Source organism: Saccharicrinis aurantiacus (assembly GCF_001660705.2).
GTDB classification, from domain to species: Bacteria; Bacteroidota; Bacteroidia; order Bacteroidales; family Marinilabiliaceae; genus Saccharicrinis; species Saccharicrinis aurantiacus.
The window spans coordinates 12,681-30,931 of record NZ_LYBV02000028.1; the positions used below are offsets into that span (position 1 = coordinate 12,681).

Annotated in this window: 13 protein-coding genes and 3 tRNA genes; 10 read left to right on the forward strand and 6 right to left on the reverse strand. The window is 36.2% G+C overall.

Annotation, left to right across the window (positions count from 1 at the left end):
* Positions 1-339 precede the first annotated feature (339 nt).
* The 3 genes from A8B35_RS12765 to A8B35_RS12775 all read left to right on the forward strand — a co-directional run bounded on the left by A8B35_RS12765 (position 340) and on the right by A8B35_RS12775 (position 6,034).
* On the forward strand, positions 340-987 hold the full coding sequence (locus A8B35_RS12765; protein ID WP_068473123.1) for a hypothetical protein: 648 nt from the start codon (positions 340-342) through the stop codon (positions 985-987).
* Positions 988-1,318: 331 nt separating this feature from the next.
* Positions 1,319-1,873 carry an REP-associated tyrosine transposase gene (locus tag A8B35_RS12770; RefSeq protein ID WP_068473126.1) on the forward strand — a complete coding sequence of 185 codons (555 nt, stop codon included), beginning with the start codon at positions 1,319-1,321 and terminating at the stop codon, positions 1,871-1,873.
* 723 nt (positions 1,874-2,596) lie between these two features.
* Positions 2,597-6,034, forward strand: coding sequence for a DEAD/DEAH box helicase family protein (locus A8B35_RS12775; RefSeq protein WP_068473133.1), 3,438 nt, complete (start codon positions 2,597-2,599; stop codon positions 6,032-6,034).
* Positions 6,035-6,429: 395 nt separating this feature from the next.
* Here A8B35_RS12775 and A8B35_RS12780 read toward each other — a convergent pair whose 3' ends face one another.
* Entirely contained in the window at positions 6,430-6,636 is a 207-nt protein-coding gene (locus tag A8B35_RS12780; protein WP_068473137.1) for a hypothetical protein, read from the reverse strand.
* Positions 6,637-6,971: 335 nt separating this feature from the next.
* Between A8B35_RS12780 and A8B35_RS12785 the strand changes: the two genes are divergently transcribed.
* Positions 6,972-7,250 (forward strand): helix-turn-helix domain-containing protein, encoded by a 279-nt coding sequence (locus A8B35_RS12785; RefSeq protein WP_068473139.1) that lies wholly within the window; start codon positions 6,972-6,974, stop codon positions 7,248-7,250.
* Between the two features lie 7 nt (positions 7,251-7,257).
* On the forward strand, positions 7,258-8,493 hold the full coding sequence (locus A8B35_RS12790) for a type II toxin-antitoxin system HipA family toxin (protein WP_068473142.1): 1,236 nt from the start codon (positions 7,258-7,260) through the stop codon (positions 8,491-8,493).
* Between the two features lie 40 nt (positions 8,494-8,533).
* Here A8B35_RS12790 and A8B35_RS12795 read toward each other — a convergent pair whose 3' ends face one another.
* The 4 genes from A8B35_RS12795 to A8B35_RS12810 form a co-directional block, all read right to left on the reverse strand.
* A complete protein-coding gene (locus tag A8B35_RS12795) occupies positions 8,534-9,748 on the reverse strand; it encodes a site-specific integrase (protein WP_068473145.1) in 1,215 nt (404 codons plus the stop codon).
* A 247-nt stretch (positions 9,749-9,995) separates the two neighbouring features.
* Positions 9,996-10,080, reverse strand: a tRNA-Ser gene (locus A8B35_RS12800).
* Positions 10,081-10,132: 52 nt separating this feature from the next.
* Positions 10,133-10,217 (reverse strand) — tRNA-Ser (locus A8B35_RS12805).
* An 18-nt stretch (positions 10,218-10,235) separates the two neighbouring features.
* Positions 10,236-10,308, reverse strand: a tRNA-Trp gene (locus tag A8B35_RS12810).
* Between the two features lie 479 nt (positions 10,309-10,787).
* Between A8B35_RS12810 and A8B35_RS12815 the strand changes: the two genes are divergently transcribed.
* The 5 genes from A8B35_RS12815 to A8B35_RS12835 all read left to right on the forward strand — a co-directional run bounded on the left by A8B35_RS12815 (position 10,788) and on the right by A8B35_RS12835 (position 17,679).
* Positions 10,788-11,660, forward strand: coding sequence for a hypothetical protein (locus tag A8B35_RS12815; protein ID WP_068473147.1), 873 nt, complete (start codon positions 10,788-10,790; stop codon positions 11,658-11,660).
* 41 nt (positions 11,661-11,701) lie between these two features.
* Positions 11,702-12,649: a phosphoribosylaminoimidazolesuccinocarboxamide synthase gene (locus A8B35_RS12820; protein WP_068473150.1), complete on the forward strand. Its 948-nt coding sequence runs from the start codon at positions 11,702-11,704 to the stop codon at positions 12,647-12,649.
* A gap of 283 nt (positions 12,650-12,932) precedes the next feature.
* Complete coding sequence (locus tag A8B35_RS12825) at positions 12,933-14,150, forward strand: HYR domain-containing protein (protein WP_068473152.1); 1,218 nt, start codon at positions 12,933-12,935, stop codon at positions 14,148-14,150.
* 159 nt (positions 14,151-14,309) lie between these two features.
* A complete protein-coding gene (locus A8B35_RS12830; RefSeq protein ID WP_068473154.1) occupies positions 14,310-14,825 on the forward strand; it encodes a tetratricopeptide repeat protein in 516 nt (171 codons plus the stop codon).
* 451 nt (positions 14,826-15,276) lie between these two features.
* Positions 15,277-17,679, forward strand: a complete 2,403-nt coding sequence (locus tag A8B35_RS12835) for a T9SS type A sorting domain-containing protein (protein WP_068473157.1) — start codon at positions 15,277-15,279, stop codon at positions 17,677-17,679.
* Positions 17,680-17,822: 143 nt separating this feature from the next.
* Here A8B35_RS12835 and rplS read toward each other — a convergent pair whose 3' ends face one another.
* The gene (rplS, locus tag A8B35_RS12840) at positions 17,823-18,173 is read right to left on the reverse strand and encodes a 50S ribosomal protein L19 (RefSeq protein WP_068473160.1); all 351 of its coding nucleotides are present in this window, start codon (positions 18,171-18,173) and stop codon (positions 17,823-17,825) included.
* Positions 18,174-18,251 lie beyond the last annotated feature (78 nt).

An 18,251-nucleotide genomic window follows, 5' to 3' on the forward strand; every position in this document is an offset into this window, starting at 1 on the left:
GCACCTTCTATATTTATCAGCTAGTACCCATTTACCTTTGGCTCCTATAAAAGAGCGCAGCAAGGCGCTAATAAATGTCAACAAGCCATAGCAATTTCGTTCAAGGTTATCCGTAAATCATTCAAAGGCATTGGTTAATGCCTTAAGGCCATATCAGAATCATTCAAGGTCATTCAAAAATCATTTCAGGTCAATCAGGAATGGCTCCAGGTCATTCAGAAATGATTTTTGGTGGTGCCAGAATCATTTCGGGTCACTTGGGAATCATTCCAGGTCACACAGAAATTGTTTCAGGTCATTATTTAAACAGATCGTCCTAATCAAATAAAAATATAATTTATGAGTAAAGAAATCGATGAATTAATCAGCAAAGCCAGTGTAGCCATTACAAACGGTATACAACAAGAACCCATTGCAGCCTTATTGTTGCAGTTTGGCTATACACCCGAGCGCCTGGCAGTAGGCGAGGGATTGTTAAACACCACCGAGGAATTAAACAGACTGCAAATAAAAGAAGATGGTGAGCAAAAGGAAGCCACTTCAGTTTTAAATCAGAGTATTAAAAAGGCCAATACAGTGTATGTGCCACATTTAAAAATTGCCCGTATAGCCTTTAAAAATGATACCAACCTAAGCACACAGCTTGAGTTACGAGGAGAGCGTAAGCAACGACAATCGGCTTGGTTGCAGCAAACCAAGGTATTTTATAATAACCTATTGGGTAACCCTGATGCCTTAGAAAAAATGGCCGCATATGGTCAGAGTAACGAGAAGCTAGAGGCAGGTCTTCAGCTGGTGAAAGCAGTAGACGCGCAGTTGGCAGTACGCAAAAAAGAAATGGGCGAGGCACAAAATGCCACCGAAACGCGCGATGCCGCTGCCGATGAGCTGCAAGAGTGGTATTCCGATTATATTGAGATTGCCCGCATAGCCTTGGCCGATCAGCCGCAGTACCTCGAAATGTTGGGCATCATCAGTCCATCGTAGTTAAACTATAATAACCTTCCCTGCAGTAATGGACGATAAAGCAGGGGAGGTTTTGTTAATACCTATTAGCTTAATCATTTTAATAATTAGCCACTGCTACCGCACGAGTCCCCACGTGTGGTAAAATTATAATTGAGCAATAAATCATTACTAAAAGCTGCAAATCATCCCCCTTTAAGGGCTTAGGAGAGTGAAGCAAGCTGAAGGAGCAAACAAAAAAGAAAAACCACACGAGAGGACTCGTGCGGCAGCCCAGGTGTATGAAAAGAAATAACCTCGCTGCCGCACGTGTCCCCACGTGTGGTAAATTATATAGTTAATCAAAAAATAAATGAGTCGTAATTATAAGTTCCATAATCCAGTAGGAGTATACTTTGTAAGCTTTGCAGTAGTAGAGTGGTTAGATGTATTTACACGTAATGAGTATAAACATATTCTGCTAGAAAACTTAGTTTATTGCCAAAAACAAAAAGGCATGGAAATTTATGCTTGGTGTATCATGAGTAATCATATGCATTTAATATTTAAAAGTACAAAGGGTTTAAAACCAGAGATTCTATTGGGCGATTTTAAGCGTTTTACAAGTAGGGTTTTAGTAAAGGCTATACAGGAAAATGTACGAGAGAGCAGAAAAGAGTTGTTGTTAGGGCAGTTTAAAAAGGCAGGAGAAAAATCGTCTAATGTAAAGCATTATCAGTTTTGGCGTCATGATAATAAGCCAATAGAATTATGGAGCAATAAAGTAATAGATGAGAAAATAAACTATATCCATAATAATCCGGTAGAAGAGGGCTTGGTATTTCAACCAGAAGATTATGTGTATAGTAGTGCAAGAGATTATAGTGGAGAACTGGGGATGTTAGAAGATGTGGTGGTAATAAAGTAAAACCACACGAGAGGACTCAGCTACCGCACGTGTCCCCACGTGTGGTGAAATTATAATTGAGCAATAAATCATTACTAAAAACTGTAAATCATCCCTCTTTAGGGAGTTAGGGGTGTGGAAGCAAACTGAAGGAGCAAATAAAAAAAGAAAAATCACACGAGGGGACTCGTGCGGCAGCCTGGGTTATCCATTGAAAAAAAAGTAAGGGTTTGCAACCTGTTAAGTCAACAATATGTCAGATAAATATAAGCTACACTGTTACCGCACGTGTCCTCACGTGTGGTAAAATTATAATTAAGCAATAAAAGCTGCAAATCATCCCCCTTTAGGGCTTAGGGGTGTGGAAGCAAGTTGAAGGAGCAAACAAAAAAAAGAAAAACCACACGAGAGGACTCGTGCGTCAGCACCAAAGTAACAAAGTATAAGTTCGGCATAGCGTCTCGCTATGTCGTATTTGGCAAGGCTTCTAGCCTCAGCTGCCGCACGTGTCCCCACGTGTGGTGAAATTATAATTAAGCAATAAATCATTACTAAAAGCTGCAAATCATCCCCCTTTAAGGGCTTAGGGGAGTGAAGCAAGCTGAAGGAGCAAACAAAAAAGAAAAACCACACGAGAGGACTCGTGCGGTAGCCCGGTGTGTAGGTATTTAGGTTTGTAGGTTTAAAAACCTGTGAGGTATTATTATCTTTTACTATATTCGCTCATTCTCAAAATCAAGCGTAATGAGCAACTTTCAATTTCTACATACTTCGTATAATGCCCTTTTCAATACCATGCAAAAGGCCGAGCAACGTGTAAATACCGAGCCTGTTTCCACAGCTAGTTATTGCCGTTTGGTGCTCGAAGAAGTTATCCATAAAATATATGAGTATGAGCAATTAGAATATCCCTACAATAAGGAGTTGGTAAATTTAATGACCAACGAAGAGGTGAAAGTTATTATTCCATTTGTGCATCAAAATGGAATTCATTTGGTACGTAAAATTGGGAATAGTGCAGCACATTATGGGCGCAGAGTGAGCAGTAAAGAAGCGCTCGAAAGTATTAAATACATCTATGGCTTTTTAAAATGGTTTGCGGGCACCTATAGTCTTGAGAAAATAGACTTGCCCGGTTCTTTTAACGAGGGCTTAGTGCCTAAAATTGGTGCCGATCAGCGTAAGCTAAAAGAGTTACAAGCCGAAAATAAAAAGGCACAAGAACAACTGCAAGCACAAGTAGAAAAGTTGTTGGCCGAGAAAGAAGCCATACTACAACGTGCCAAAGAGAGTGATGCAGCCTATATAAAGTTTAAGGAAGAGGCTGAGCTAGCCAAGCAGAAACTACAAAAGCAAAAGGCCGAACGTCAGATAAAAGTACCATCGGAATACAACGAGGCCGAAACACGTCAGCATATTATCGATGCCAACTTGCTTGAGGCAGGATGGAGCGATTTAAAAGCAGGTCGCGATACCGAATTTCCTGTGGTGGGCATGCCTATTACCAACGATAATCCCAAGGGCAATGGTTACGCCGACTATGTATTGTGGGATGATAATGGTAAACCCCTGGCGGTAATAGAAGCCAAGCGTACCTCAAAAGATATTGAAGCAGGGAAACATCAGGCATCGCTTTATGCCAATTGTTTGGAGCAGATGTATGGGCAACGACCTATTATATTTTACACCAATGGTTACGAAATAAAAATCTGGAACGATACATTTTATGCCACTCCACGTCAAATATTTGGTTTCTATACCAAAGAGGAGTTGCAATGGCTCATACAACAGCGCAATACACGTAAGGATATACGCTCTGCCAAGGTAAACCTCGATATAGCAGGCCGTCCTTATCAGACTGAGGCCATACAACGCCTGTCCGAATCCTTTGTGGTGGATGGCCAAACAGGCATTATGGGCAATAAGCGCGAGGCATTATTGGTAATGGCAACCGGTAGCGGTAAAACCCGAACAGCCGCAGCTATTGTAGAGGTGTTTTTTAAGCACAATTGGGTAAAACGCGTGCTGTTTTTAGCCGACAGAACGGCGCTTGTATCCCAAGCCAAAAAGAGTTTTGGCGAGCACCTAAAGGAATACTCGTCCATCGACCTAAGTAAAGAAAAAGAGTCGGACACCACGCGCTTGGTATTTAGTACTTATCCAAGTATGATGCACTGCATCGATAGAGCTCGCGAAAACAACGAGCGTTTTTATGGTGTAGGCCATTTCGATATGATTATTGTTGATGAAGCACACCGTTCGGTATACAACCGTTACAAAGCTATTTTCGATTATTTCGATGCCTTGGTGGTGGGCTTAACGGCTACACCTAAGGATAGTATCGACCACAATACCTTTGAGTTGTTTGGTTGCAGTAACGATGATCCTACCTTTGCCTTTGAGCTCGATCAGGCGGTACCTACCTACTTAAAAGCGTATAAAAACATTGATGTTTCAACCGACTTTTTACGCGAGGGTATTAAATACAATGCTCTGTCGGACGAAGAGAAGAAACAATACGAAGAAACCTTTCAGGATAAGGCTACAGGTCTGTTTCCTGAAGAGATACAAGCCAATGCCATGAATAAATGGCTCTTTAATAAAGACACTGTGAACAAGGTATTGGATGCCTTAATGCAGAATGGTATTAAGATTGAAGGCGGCGATAAAATAGGGCGCACCATTATTTTTGCAGTAAACCAAAAGCACGCCAAGTTTATTGAGGATTGCTTTACCGAGCGTTATCCGCATTTTCCGGCCGGGTTTATCACCAGTATTCACAATGGTATTAGTCATGCACAAAGTTTAATAGAGGACTTTTGCGATCATCATAAAGAGAATAATCCACAAATAGCCATTTCGGTTGATATGATGGATACAGGGGTTGATGCGCCTCGTGTATTGAACCTAGTATTTTTTAAGGTAGTGCGTTCCTATGCTAAGTTTTGGCAAATGATAGGTAGAGGCACACGTTTGTGTCCGGGTATTTTTGGTCCTGAGCAAGACAAAGACCATTTTCTTATCTTCGATGTGTGTCAGAATTTTGAATTCTTCGAGTTGAATAAAAAAGGCGTAGATAATTCGGTAGTTAAACCCGTTACCCAACAAATTTTTGAGGCTCGTTTGCAATTAACACGTCTGTTAGCCGAAACGGGCGAAGCCGATAATATAGACTTATCCAATACGCTACTAGATGGTTTACACAAATCGGTTCAAACATTAGATAAGGATCGTTTTCAGGTGCAAATGAATCTGCGATATGTAGAAGAGTTTGAAAAGCGTAAACGATGGAATAACCTAAGTGCCGATGATGTGCACCATATAGAGCAACATCTATCGGGCTTACCCATACCTGAATCTATTAACGAAACCGCCCGGCGTTTCGATTTAATGATGCTTAAATTGCAATTGGCCAATTTACTTATGTTGGGCTCAGAAAAGAAGTATCACGAAAACCTAATTGAAATAGCCACTCAGTTGGGTAAAATGTATACGGTTCCGCAAGTATTACGCTCCAAATCACTGATTGAGCAAATGAAAGATCCTGATTTTTACCAAAAGCTATCGCAAAAAAGACTTGAGGAAGTTAGGGAAGAAATAAGAGAGCTTGTATCTTTTATTGAGCGTAATAAACAGCAAACTTTTTATACCAACCTAGCCGATTCGGATGTTGTACTAAGTGCTGCAGAACCTTACGTACCTACACACTCGCCAAGTATATACAAGCAGCGTGTAGAAAGCTTTATACGTGAGAATAAACACCATCTGACCATATCTAAATTGTCGAGCAATAAACCCATCACTACCGATGAATTATCGCAATTAGAAAAAATACTGTTCGATGGCGATGAACGAGGCTCCAAGGACGACTTTATAAAAACCTTTGGAGAGCAGCCATTGGGTACTTTTATCCGTGGTATTATTGGACTTGATATACAGGCAGCCGAGGAAGCATTCTCCGAGTTTTTGCAAGCAGGCAACCTAAGAGCCGATCAAATTACCTTTGTACAAACCATTATCAGCTACCTAAATAAAAATGGCACTATAGATAAGGGAATGCTGTTTAAGGCACCCTTTACCGATATGAGCGACGATGGCCTATTTGGCTTATTTGACGACGGGGATGCCGTTAAAATTATATCTATCATAGATGTTATTAATGAGAATGCAAGCGTTGGGTGAGTTACCGTTGTTAATGTAATTAACTGTTAAGTATGGTATGTACTAACCAGTTTTTGCAAATAGATTATGCGCCTTTTATTTGTTTTTTTAGATACAATTTTTCATATCCCAGAAGAAATTCAAGGAACAAAAGAAATCGTTTAAACCCGGATTATGCATTAGGACATCGTTATGAACATTGAAAGTGTAATAAAACAAAGCTTTATCGAGACGAGGCATAGCACTGTTCTGGTGAGTTGAGATGAAGCAACCAAGTGATTTGTTTTGAAGCAATATCAATGTGTAATAGGTTTTCTAATGCATATTGCGTGTTAAAATAGAAAGCCGAGTTTTTATGGCTCGGCTCTTCATAGTTCAACTTAGTTAGTAAAATATACCCTTTGGGTCATTACTATTTAGCTGGTATGGCAGGGTCTACTGCAATAATAACATCCGTTACTTTTTGCATAATAACTTTTTGCGGCAGTGACAGCTCCGCTACAAGAATAGAATTCACCTAAGTAAGTTCTATTTTCAAAAGCTGGCATATAGCTACAACCTTCTTTATGTACTTCGTGATCACCATTGTTTTGTGCATTTTTGTTTACATAGTACTTCGGCATCTTTTTAAAATTTAAAAATGTTAATATTATTTTGACAATACAATATTAATACAGATATGTGCAGTGGATGTGCATAGACAGTAATTAGAGAAACCTGAAGTAATACTATTTAAACAAATTTTCTTTTGAGGTGCTCAGCACCCCAACTGATTATATTAGACTTTTTTGAACTATGGTTCTCAGCACCATAGTTCAAATAACTGATACAATTGAAATAATACAATGACCACCGTCTGAAATATTTTGGCTAAATAAATTAGTGTCTCAAGTAAGTGTGGTTAATATATTAGCTATTTATGTATGTAATGATTATATTTGGTTAAGATATTAGCTGTATGTACTCAATAAATCCAACACCAAACGATATTTCTAAGGAATTGGCCAAACGCCACAAAGCCTTACGAAAACAATTAAAGATATCTCAAGCAGAGCTTGCAGAACGCTCAGGTGTATCTTTAGGTAGTTTAAAAAGATTTGAAACTACTGGACAGATATCACTTGAATCACTGCTTAAATTAGCAAACCTTCTTAATAGATTGCAAGATTTTAATTCTGTTTTCCAAGCAAAGGAGGATATGAGCAAAATCGAAGGACTTTTCACTACTAATTCATGAATTTGCTATGGGTAATGTTAAAAATATTTTAGTCTCATTAGATATTGAAGGCCTCTCTCATGACCTTGGAGAATTAGTACTAAACAATAGGACTATCTACTTTCGTTATAATACTAGTTTTTTAAAATTAGGCATAAATATTTCACCTATTAAGTTGCCTTTGAGCAGCGAAATAGCAACTGCAGGTCCAGAACCATTCGAAGGATTATTTGGTGTTTTTAGTGATTCGTTGCCCGATGGTTGGGGTAGGTTATTACTCGATAGAACGCTTGCATCTAAGAAAGTGGATTTACAAAGTTTGACTCCCTTAGATCGTTTGTCTTATGTTGGAGATAAAGGAATGGGTGCCTTGTGCTATAGACCAAAGTTTGATGAAGATCTTAATGTTTTATCAAAAATAGAGTTAGATACAATAGCACAGGAGATGGGTTATATTTTAAAGGGTATTGATTCAGATATTATAGAAGAATTATTTACACTCGGAGGTTCCTCAGGAGGTGCTCGCCCAAAAATATTTGTTGGTTATAATAAGGATACCAACGAAATAGTGCATGGGCACCATCAATTGGCTGAAGGTTTTGAAGATTGGATTATAAAATTTCCATCTTCTTCAGATAACAAAGAGATTGCCAACGTTGAGTATGCCTACCAAAAGATGGCTTTAAAAGCAGGGCTTAATATGAGCGAATGTAAATTATTTACAGGTCGCTCAGGGCAAACTTATTTCGGTACAAAGCGCTTTGATCGCATTAAAGGCAAAAGAATCCATATGCACACAGCTAGTGGTTTAATGCATGATAACTTTAGGATGAGTACTATGGATTATGGACATCTAATGGATTGTGCATTTCAGATGGAAAAACATGTTGAAGCCTATGAAAAGGTTCTGCGTTTAGCTGCATTTAATGTGTTTGCACACAATAGAGACGATCATAGTAAGAATTTTTCATTTTTAATGGATGCCAAAGGTCGTTGGAATTTTGCACCAGTCTATGATTTAACATTTTCAAATTCTGCGTACGGTTTCCATAGTACTATGATTGCAGGAGAAAGTAAGAATCCTGGAAAGAAACATTTATTAGAGCTTGCTAAACATTTTGGGATAAAAAAACCACATCAACTGTTGGAGGAAGTCCAAGAAGCCATTTGTCAATGGAATACAATAGCTAAAGAATGTGGTGTTTCTAAAACCCTAATTAATAATATTGAAAAGGTAATGAACGATGTAAATAAAAATGCCTGAATTTCCCCCAAAAAGGGGAAATTCAGTTCATCCACATCCATTAGTACAAATCTTTAATCTTCTCCATATTTTTTTGAATTAAAGCTTCTGTCGTTCTTGCATAACGCTGCGTCATTTTAGTGCTTGAATGACCAAGAGTTTTTGAAACAACTTCGAGAGGCATATTATTCTCTAAAGCAACAGTAGTGGCAAAAGTATGCCGTGCCGTATGTGTTGAAATGGGTTTATCAATACTACATAAAATACCAATCTCTTTTAAATAAGCATTCATCTTTTGATTACTTAATACAGGAAGTACGGCATCTTTATCAATTAAATCAGGGTCATTTTGATATTTTCTCATAAGTTTTTTAGCAGCATCAATTACAAATATGGTACTCATCTGCTTTGTTTTTGTTCTCTTTTTATGAATCCACGTAACTCCCTTTGAGTCGCTTGTAATATGTTCGCGTTTCAATGTTTTTACATCAGAAAAGGCCAATCCTGTGAAACAACAAAACACGAATACATCGCGTACCTGCCTTATTCTTTCCATACTAATATCTTTATTGATGACAGTATTAAGTTCCTCTTTTGTCAGATATACTGCATCAACAGGTTTAAGCTTAAATTTAATGGTTGCAAAAGGATCTTTATTTATCCAACCATTGGCTAAAGCAATTCGCACAATCTTCTTAAAATTCTTCAGATATTTAATGGTAGTGTTATGTGCACATTTACGCTCTGTTTTTAAGTATAGCTCATAATTACGCACAAACTGATGATTTAGGTCTTCCAGTGCTAGGTCTTCGCGTTTATACTGCCATTTAATGAATTCTTTAGTATGCATATAAGAGGTTTCGTAACGCTGAACCGTATCAGGGGCAAAGTCAATACCAATTAACTTCTTGGCATTATTGTTATGTTCCCGAAATACTTTTAAGATGGTTCTTCGTGTTTCTTTTTTGCCAACTATTTTTTCTTTTATAATCCTTGGTGAGATAGATTGTTTATCCATAGTCATAAAATCAAAGTAGGATTTGATTTTTGATATATGAAGTTCTATAAGTTGATTGATTTCTGTGGATTTTATCGAATTTCCTTTGGCTAATTGTTTTGTTTCATTCCATTGTTTAGGAAGAATGCTTTTCTTCAAGGCATATTCTGCTCTTTCTTTATTAATAATGATTCGAACAAAGATCGGAGCCTCTCCACTTTTAAGTAATTTAGTCTTCTTGATAAAGAAGTTGATTTTGATTGTTTCAAGTCTACTCATAACGATAATTTTTTTTGTTAAAATTATTTTTATAAGCTCATTGTGCGGCGATCTAAAACCAAGCAATACAGCGCAATACGGCGTTTTTTTGAACTATCTCTGGTGGACTAAAATTCGACTTTCTAAGTCCACCAAAAGTCCACCCAAAAACTGCCTTTTTCTGCTTTTTATTGCACACTTTTGCGCATAAAAAAACCCTGTAAGTGTTGACTTACAGGGTTTTACTTTAAATTGCTTTCGCACTCAGCGGAGAGAGAGGGATTCGAACCCCCGGTACCTTGCAGTACAATAGTTTTCAAGACTACCGCATTCGACCACTCTGCCATCTCTCCAGTGTTGTAATGTAACCTGAAAACGTTTATTCAAGTTTTGATTTTAATATTGCGGAGAGTGAGGGATTCGAACCCCCGGTACGTTGCCGCACAATAGTTTTCAAGACTACCGCATTCGACCACTCTGCCAACTCTCCAATATTATTTTCACTCTGCACGGAATAAGAGACTCGAACTCCTGACACCTGGTTTTGGAGACCAGTGCTCTACCAACTGAGCTAATTCCGTGTTTCCATCATCACAACATTTCGTGATTGCGGATGCAAAAGTAGAACTAATATTTACATAAGCAACACCCATACGGTAAAAAAAAGCACCTTTTTTTTGAGTGTTTTTATAATTTACTGATTAGGTTATTGTTAACTGATAAACTTTTTTTCAATTATTTTTGAAATGCATTTTGCCATCTATTCGTTAGAGTTTTTAAGTGAAATATTGCCGTTACAGAGTTGTTGTTTGAATATCAGGGGTATCTATCTTTTTTACTGAATAATATGTTTTATTTCTATAGGAAGCCGGTAAAATTGTCTCGAATTAAAATTATAGAAATACATGTATTTTTAAACAGCTACCATATATAATGTGGATACTTTAGCTTTAAATTAGCTTTTTTTTATCTTTGTGCACAGTTATACAACTGATGCTGATCTACAGATATTGTATTTTCATTAATCAGTTACTTTTATATTTAAGAATACGAACGAAAAATGAATAGAATAATATTATCTCTTACAGCATTAATTTTAATTACTAGCTGTAATCCTTTAAAACAAATTAATACAACTTATCAAACAGCAGAAAGTAATTATAGTAGTCAAAGTTATGAGACTGCTTATAATAACTACAATTCTTTAATTCAGCTTTATAAAGGTAAAGGAATGGATATTCCTAATGATATATATCTTAAAGCTGCTGAGTGTGCTTCAAAGTTAGGTAACACATCTGATGCAAGTGGTTTGTTTCAGGATGCAATGAAGGATTCTTTATCTGTGGTAGCAGTTAAGGGGTATATTAATTCATTAAAGAAAGAACAAAATTATACAGATGTTGTTAAAGTGCTTAGTGATAAACAAGATTTTTTAACAGAAAATGGAGAGGAAGCATATCTAAAACTTGAAAAGTTTGAAGTTGCAATAGCTCAAAATGATACTAAAGAAATATTAGCTACATATTCAGATATTGACACATTGAGTGAGTCACAAGTGCTTGCTGTTATTAATGCAATGCAAGAATCGGATAATGATAAGGGAGCTATGAATTTAGCTAATAAGACCTTAAAAACGAATCCTAAGTTTTATGATATAAAAGAGTGGAAAGCCGTTTATCATTATAAGTTTGCTGAGAAGTGGTACAAAAGTGAAATGGATAAGTATAACAAGGATAAGAATTACACAGCCTATGTTTATCTGAAAAGAGAGTTAAAAAAGATATCAGCTAATTATAGAGTATCAAAAGATCTGTTTGAGGAATTACATAAGGTTTATCCAAGCGAAACTAAATATATTAAATACCTAAAAAACACTTACCTGCGTCTTGAGCTTGATAAGCAAGCAGAAGCAATGGATAAGTTGTTGAAATAGAATAACAATTGTAATATAGAAATAATAATAATTGAGCTAAGATGAGTAAAGCTATTGTTGAGAACAAATTTCAGTTTCCTAATCAAAAAGGACATTACGTTGGTAAAGTAAGAGACGTTTATAATATAAACGACGAGTATTTAGTAATGGTTGTTTCTGATAGAATTTCAGCATTTGATGTTGTTTTGCCTAAAGGAGTACCATTTAAGGGACAAGTATTAAATCAGATTGCTGAAAAGTTTTTAGATGCTACTTCTGACATTGTACCAAATTGGAAAATCGCAACTCCAGATCCAATGGTTACAGTTGGACATTTCTGTGAGCCTTTTAAAGTTGAGATGGTAATCAGAGGATATTTAACAGGTCATGCTTGGCGCGAGTATAAGTCAGGTAAGAGATCATTATGTGGCGTAGCTTTACCAGATGGAATGGTTGAAAACCAAAAGTTTGATACCCCAATTCTTACTCCTACAACAAAAGCTGATGTTGGACATGATGAAGATATTTCACGTGAAGAGATTTTAGCACAAGGTTTAGTAAGTGAAGAGGACTATGTTGCTTTAGAAAAGTATACCTTGGAGTTATTTCAACGTGGTACTGAAATGGCCGCTGAGAAAGGTCTTATCTTAGTTGATACAAAATATGAATTCGGTAAAAAAGAAGGTAAAATTTATCTTATTGATGAAATTCATACACCTGATTCTTCACGCTACTTTTATACAGAAGGATACCAAGAGCGTATCGATAAAGGCGAACAACAAAAGCAATTATCAAAAGAGTTTGTGCGTCAATGGTTAATTGAAAATGGTTTTCAAGGAAAAGATGGGCAAGCAATTCCAGAAATGACTCCAGAATATATCGAAAGTGTTTCTGATCGTTATATTGAATTATTTGAACAAATTACAGGCGATAAATTTGAAAAAGCAAATGCTGATGATGTAATGTCGCGTATTGAAAAGAATGTTAATGATTATTTAGCTTCTATGTAAGCCAATTATCAAACAAATTATAGTAGCCAGTTTATTTTATAATAAGCTGGCTTTTTTGTTTTAAATATTGTCTTTCCGAGTACCTTCTATTTTCTCCCCTATATAGAAAATGAAATACCTCCCTCATTGTTTAAGTGCACGGCTTATCCACCAAGCTTATAAAAAACACCGCCCAAGTATCAGAGTCCTTATTTGCAAATTGTACACATAAAATAAATTAAGCATTCTGCTTTTGGTACTAGTACCTTTAAAAAGACTTGAGTGTTTGTGTAAAAATATATTTATGAAGAATAGAGCAATAATTTTAAGTATCCTTGGATTCTTTTTCTTTGGAGTATTGATAGCGTGTAGTGATGAATCGGATAATATTTCCGATAATAACCAAGAATCTAGTGAGGTAATAAAACCAACAATCTCATGCACAGATCCAATAGAAGTTTCAGCAGCTGAAGGAGCAGAGACTATAACTGTTACATACGATGCACCAACAGCTTTGTTAAATAATGAACCTATTGCTACCACTCAAATAACTGGCCTTTCATCAGGTAGTGAATTTCCAATAGGAGTTACGAAAAACACTTTTAGCGCAACTGATGGAGAAGGAAACACAGTAACGTGTTCTTTTACAGTAACAGTTAATGCTACGGTTATTAGTGAACCATCAGATGAGCAACCATATGCTTTTCAAAATGGAGTGAAAGCACCCGAAGGTAAAAAATGGGTAAAGGTAGAGGAGTTATCTGATGAATTTAATGGCGCAGAGTTTGATGATAATAAATGGCATAGAAATCCGGCAAGTGATGGGTTTTCTTGGTATGGTCGTCCTCCTGCATTATTTGAGGCCGAAAATGTAAGTGTTAGTAATGGATGCATGAATGTTACCACCTTAAAATATGCCGAACCAAAGGAATTTAGAGATATTACATGGACCCATGGAGGTGCTATTGTACGTTCAAAGGCACAAGCCGGTTATGGTAAATATTACGAATGCAGAATGAAGGCCAATAAAACTATCATGTCTTCTACATTTTGGATTGCCATGAAACAAAACTGTAATAACGAGGAAAAGCGTAAGTTAGAATTAGATATTCAAGAATGCGTAGGGCGTGTTCATGAGGGTACTCACACATGGGCTCAACATTGGGATAAAATATTCCATTCAAATGCCATTCGTCATTATCGCGATTGTGATACTGAGGAAGACCAAGAAACAAGAGCATCAGGTGTGAAAAATCTTGACGAATCAAATCACGATAGATTCTTTGTATATGGTTGCTGGTGGAAATCACCTACTGAAATCTTGTTTTATTTAGATGGTGAATATGTTTATTCAATTACCCCAACTACAGATTTTGATATTGATGGATACATTACCATGGCAATTGAAACCTACGATTGGAATCCGGTTGATGAAGCAGGAAGTATTTTTGAAACAGGTTCGTTTGATGATTTGACCACTAAATACGATTGGGTTCGTACATGGGAATTAACTGATGAATAGAGAAAAGTGTTATTGATAAAGAGTTTTGGAGTATAGGGTAGGTGTTGCTTATACTTATGCCAAAAAAAATGTGATAAAAAATCAAAAACTACTATCAATAACATTGGCATTATTGCAAAAAATCCTTTGCTTTGCAGCAAAAGAAATAAACAAATTACAATGATTAAAAAGAATATACGTTTAATTTTCGGAGGAATTTTCCTGATTGCTGCAATAGCCATGTTTATTAAAGGGATAATAGGATGGGGAGTCATGGCGGTACTTACTGCCGGTATTTTTATTCTGTTACATTTTAAAAATGAGATGAATTTAATGGCTTTCTTATTTGTAAGAAAAAATAATTTCGATAAAGCTGAGCTTTTTTTGAGTAAAGTAAAGCATCCTGAAAATTTAGTAAAGAGTCAAGAGGCTTATCATTACTTCCTAACAGGATTGGTTTATTCTCAGAAACATCAAATATCCAAAGCTGAAAAGAGTCTTAAAAAGGCAGTTTCTGTAGGATTAAGAATGAAGAACGACCAAGCGATGGCTAAGCTTAATTTAGCAAGTATATATTTATCAAAACGTAATAAAAAATTGGCTGCATATTATTTAAAAGATGCTAAGCAATTGGATAAGCAAAAAGTGCTAACAACACAAATTAAAGAAATAGAACATATGATGAAGCGTATATAATTACGTTTACATTACGATTTTTATAAGTAGAGGCTGTCTTTTTCGACAGCCTCTTTTTTTTGTCTCATACTTAAGCTATCTAGTCTCGTTTAGTTCCTTATACCAAATGCATTATTGAATGATTGATAAGAAATTGAAATATTTAAAGGTTCTACAATGAATAAAATAGAGATATAGCCGTAGCAACATTGATATTTTATGAAGCAGTAGACGTTTTATAGAAGCAATTTATATCAATCATTTGATGATGTTTTTGGTATTACTGGTTTTAAGTGGGTAAATGAGCAAAATGCACACCATATAATTAAAATTATTCCCTGCTGCTTTTATAAATGCGATTCTATCTTTGGTAAGGTTCAAAAGTTTTCAAAAAATATACTTTATGAATTTGTAATTACTAGTTTTTGTATTCACTCGTATTATTAATCATGTCTTGATAGAAGTTAAAAATATGAAAGTCATCTACTTATTATGTATTTTGTTTTTAACCAACACCCTATGTGCTCAAACTGTTTTTGAAGAGAACTTTGAGGATAAAGTAACAGGATTGGACTTAAGTACTGAAGCTTATGTGCTTTCGCATAAAGATTCCTACACAGGTACTGTAGCAGCCACCGTTTCCGAGGATGCGGGGAACAAGTTTGCTCGTATGGTGGCCGATGTTAATGCAGGTGCTGATATGCAAATAGCCAAAACCATTGATGTGGAAGCAGGGAAAAGTTATTTGTTTAAAGTAGAAAGCAGAGGGCTTTTTAAAAGGCAGTTACGGGTTTTATCTATGACCGATGAGGTGTTGGCATCTTCAGCTGATTATAAACCCAGTACTGATGCAGAAGGTGCAGCGTGGAAAAGTATGGAACTAAGTTTTACTGTACCTTTAAATACCAGCCAGGTTAAAATTGCATTTTTACATTATTGGTCGGGCACAATTGATTTGGATAACTATCAAGTAGAGCAAACTATCCGACAAACGGCCTATTATTTGAATAGCTCTGAAGGGGACGATGATAATGCAGGAACAGAAGCAGAACCTTGGCTTACTCTTGATAAAATATCAGCAACTACATTAATGCCCGGTGATACTGTACTTTTTAAATGTGGAGATGAGTTTAAAGGACATTATTCGGTTAATGGTTCAGGAAGTGCAGATGATCCTATATTGATTACTGCTTATGATGAAGGTGATAGGCCTATAATTAATGGACAAGTAGGAGCAGAAGCTGGTGGTGATTTTCAAGAAGCCATTAGAGTTGAGAACTGCGACAACATTATTTTTGATGGTATTGAAGTGAAAAACGAACGTTTAGTAACAAGAGCTGGAGTGCGAGACACAGATGCCTTTGGTATTTCTATCCATAATAGCGGAAGTAAAACTATGAATAATATTGTTTTTCGTAATCTTACCGTTAAGGATGTATTTGCAGTTCAGCCTATGCTGAGTCATGAAGATTTTGATGCCATTCAGGTTTCGGGTATCCGATTTACAACGGCTAAAAATACTGTGGTAGGAGAAGAGAGAACTATAGATGGCGTTTTAATAGAAGATAGTTATTTTACCAATCTACAGCGCTTAGGAATACAATTTAGAGGCGGAGGAGGTAATGAGGGTATTGGTAACGACTCCATTAATAGAATCATGAATATTGAGGTTCGTAACAACGAGTTTTATTACAATGGAGGAACAGCTGTATTACCCAATGGCACTTATAATTGTTTAATCGAAAATAATATATTCGATCATCCGGGTGCATCAACAGACCCACGTATGCCAGCACGTGGGAGTTCGGTATGGACTTACAAGGCTATGAATACCGTAGTGCAATACAATATGTGTTTGAGTACACGTGGCTATCTAGATTCTTACGGAATTCATATAGATAAGCACAACACCAACACTTTTGTACAGTATAATTATATGGATGATTGTATTGGCGGATTTGTTGAAATATTAGCGAATAATATTGATGCGGTTTATCGTTTTAATGTGAGCGTAAATAGTGGTTTTAGATATACTGATGGTGTGTCGGATTGGAAAGCTGGCAGTAGCACCATTTACATTTATTCTGACAGGTGGGTAGATGATGGATTAATGTTAAGTGATGGCGTTTATGTGTATAACAATACCGTAGTTATTGATAAGCCATTTACCACCACTTTTAATGTGGATGCGAAGAACATGTTTATTTACAACAACATTTTTTCATCTACCAATGGGGCTACCATGGGGCATTTACAATATGCAGTTAGAGATAATGATACTCCTTTTACAATGACACATAACCTTTACGAAGGAGATGTAAATGAAGAGTGGGTAAATAATGATGATAACCCTATTCAGGGAAATCCAAAATTTACGGGTGTGGGAGAGGATAAAATGCCTTATGAGTTGAAGGAAGGTAGTCCTGCTATAAACACGGGAACTAATATTACTGGTCCCGAAGTGAATAATGCAGGCTACGGCGTATTTAAAAATATTACGCCATTTCCGACAGTAGATTTTTATGGAAACCCTATTGATTTGGCATCAGGAAAAGTAAATATAGGTGCGTTTAATGGTAAGCCAAATGATGTTTCTGTTGATGATCAATTTGCGGCTAATACGGATTGGTTGGTTTACCTTAATCAGGATAGTACTGCATTTAATATTACTAGTAAAAGTGATTATTCGGGTGATGTAGAAGTGTCTTTGTTTAGCTTAAATGGGACATTAATAAAGAACGACAAGCAAAGTATTGACCCTTCAAATAACAGTTTTATTATGAGTGTTGATAGCAATGTGAGTAATGGTATTTATATATTAAGATTTACTGGCGATGGAATATCGCACAGCAGAAGGATTTTGCTGTACAGATAAAATTGCTACTAATAGTTTAAGCTATTTAATTATAGGTCAGTTTTAAGAGCTGACCAAGCTCTTAGCGGAGAATCTATAGCTAAAAATTTGGGCAAAAAAATACCGCAAACTTTTCAGATTGCGGTACCTTTATGAAGAATAACTTATAATCTTCTTTCTTTGATTCTGGCTTTTTTACCAGTTAAATCACGTAGATAGTAAATACGTTTTCTACGTACTTTACCATGACGGTTTACTTCTACATTGTCAATTAAAGGTGAGTTGATTGGAAAAATTCTCTCAACACCAATGTTACCAGAAATTTTACGAACAGTTACCATTTTAGTAGCTCCTGTACCTTTAGTTTGGATAACAACTCCTTTAAAAATTTGGATACGCTCTTTATTTCCCTCTTTAATTTTGTAAGAAATAGAAACTGTGTCCCCTGATCCAAAAGCAGGCCATTCTGCAGTATCAGTTTTAAATGCGCTTTCAGCAACTTTAATTAAATCCATTTTAATAAATCTTAAGCATTTAACAAATACATGCAATATTACGTAAACAACTTGTTTAATAAGAGATTACATGCAGAT

What these genes read in the sequence shown, in the direction of transcription:
- A8B35_RS12765 (WP_068473123.1), top strand. Translation starts at nt 340, where the DNA reads ATGAGTAAAGAAATCGATGAATTAATCAGCAAAGCCAGTGTAGCCATT.
- A8B35_RS12835 (WP_068473157.1), top strand. Translation starts at nt 15,277, where the DNA reads ATGAAAGTCATCTACTTATTATGTATTTTGTTTTTAACCAACACCCTA.
- A8B35_RS12775 (WP_068473133.1), top strand. Translation starts at nt 2,597, where the DNA reads ATGAGCAACTTTCAATTTCTACATACTTCGTATAATGCCCTTTTCAAT.
- A8B35_RS12770 (WP_068473126.1), top strand. Translation starts at nt 1,319, where the DNA reads ATGAGTCGTAATTATAAGTTCCATAATCCAGTAGGAGTATACTTTGTA.
- rplS (WP_068473160.1), bottom strand. Translation starts at nt 18,173, where the DNA reads ATGGATTTAATTAAAGTTGCTGAAAGCGCATTTAAAACTGATACTGCA.
- A8B35_RS12795 (WP_068473145.1), bottom strand. Translation starts at nt 9,748, where the DNA reads ATGAGTAGACTTGAAACAATCAAAATCAACTTCTTTATCAAGAAGACT.
- A8B35_RS12820 (WP_068473150.1), top strand. Translation starts at nt 11,702, where the DNA reads ATGAGTAAAGCTATTGTTGAGAACAAATTTCAGTTTCCTAATCAAAAA.
- A8B35_RS12790 (WP_068473142.1), top strand. Translation starts at nt 7,258, where the DNA reads ATGGGTAATGTTAAAAATATTTTAGTCTCATTAGATATTGAAGGCCTC.
- A8B35_RS12785 (WP_068473139.1), top strand. Translation starts at nt 6,972, where the DNA reads ATGTACTCAATAAATCCAACACCAAACGATATTTCTAAGGAATTGGCC.
- A8B35_RS12825 (WP_068473152.1), top strand. Translation starts at nt 12,933, where the DNA reads ATGAAGAATAGAGCAATAATTTTAAGTATCCTTGGATTCTTTTTCTTT.
- A8B35_RS12780 (WP_068473137.1), bottom strand. Translation starts at nt 6,636, where the DNA reads ATGCCGAAGTACTATGTAAACAAAAATGCACAAAACAATGGTGATCAC.
- A8B35_RS12830 (WP_068473154.1), top strand. Translation starts at nt 14,310, where the DNA reads ATGATTAAAAAGAATATACGTTTAATTTTCGGAGGAATTTTCCTGATT.
- A8B35_RS12815 (WP_068473147.1), top strand. Translation starts at nt 10,788, where the DNA reads ATGAATAGAATAATATTATCTCTTACAGCATTAATTTTAATTACTAGC.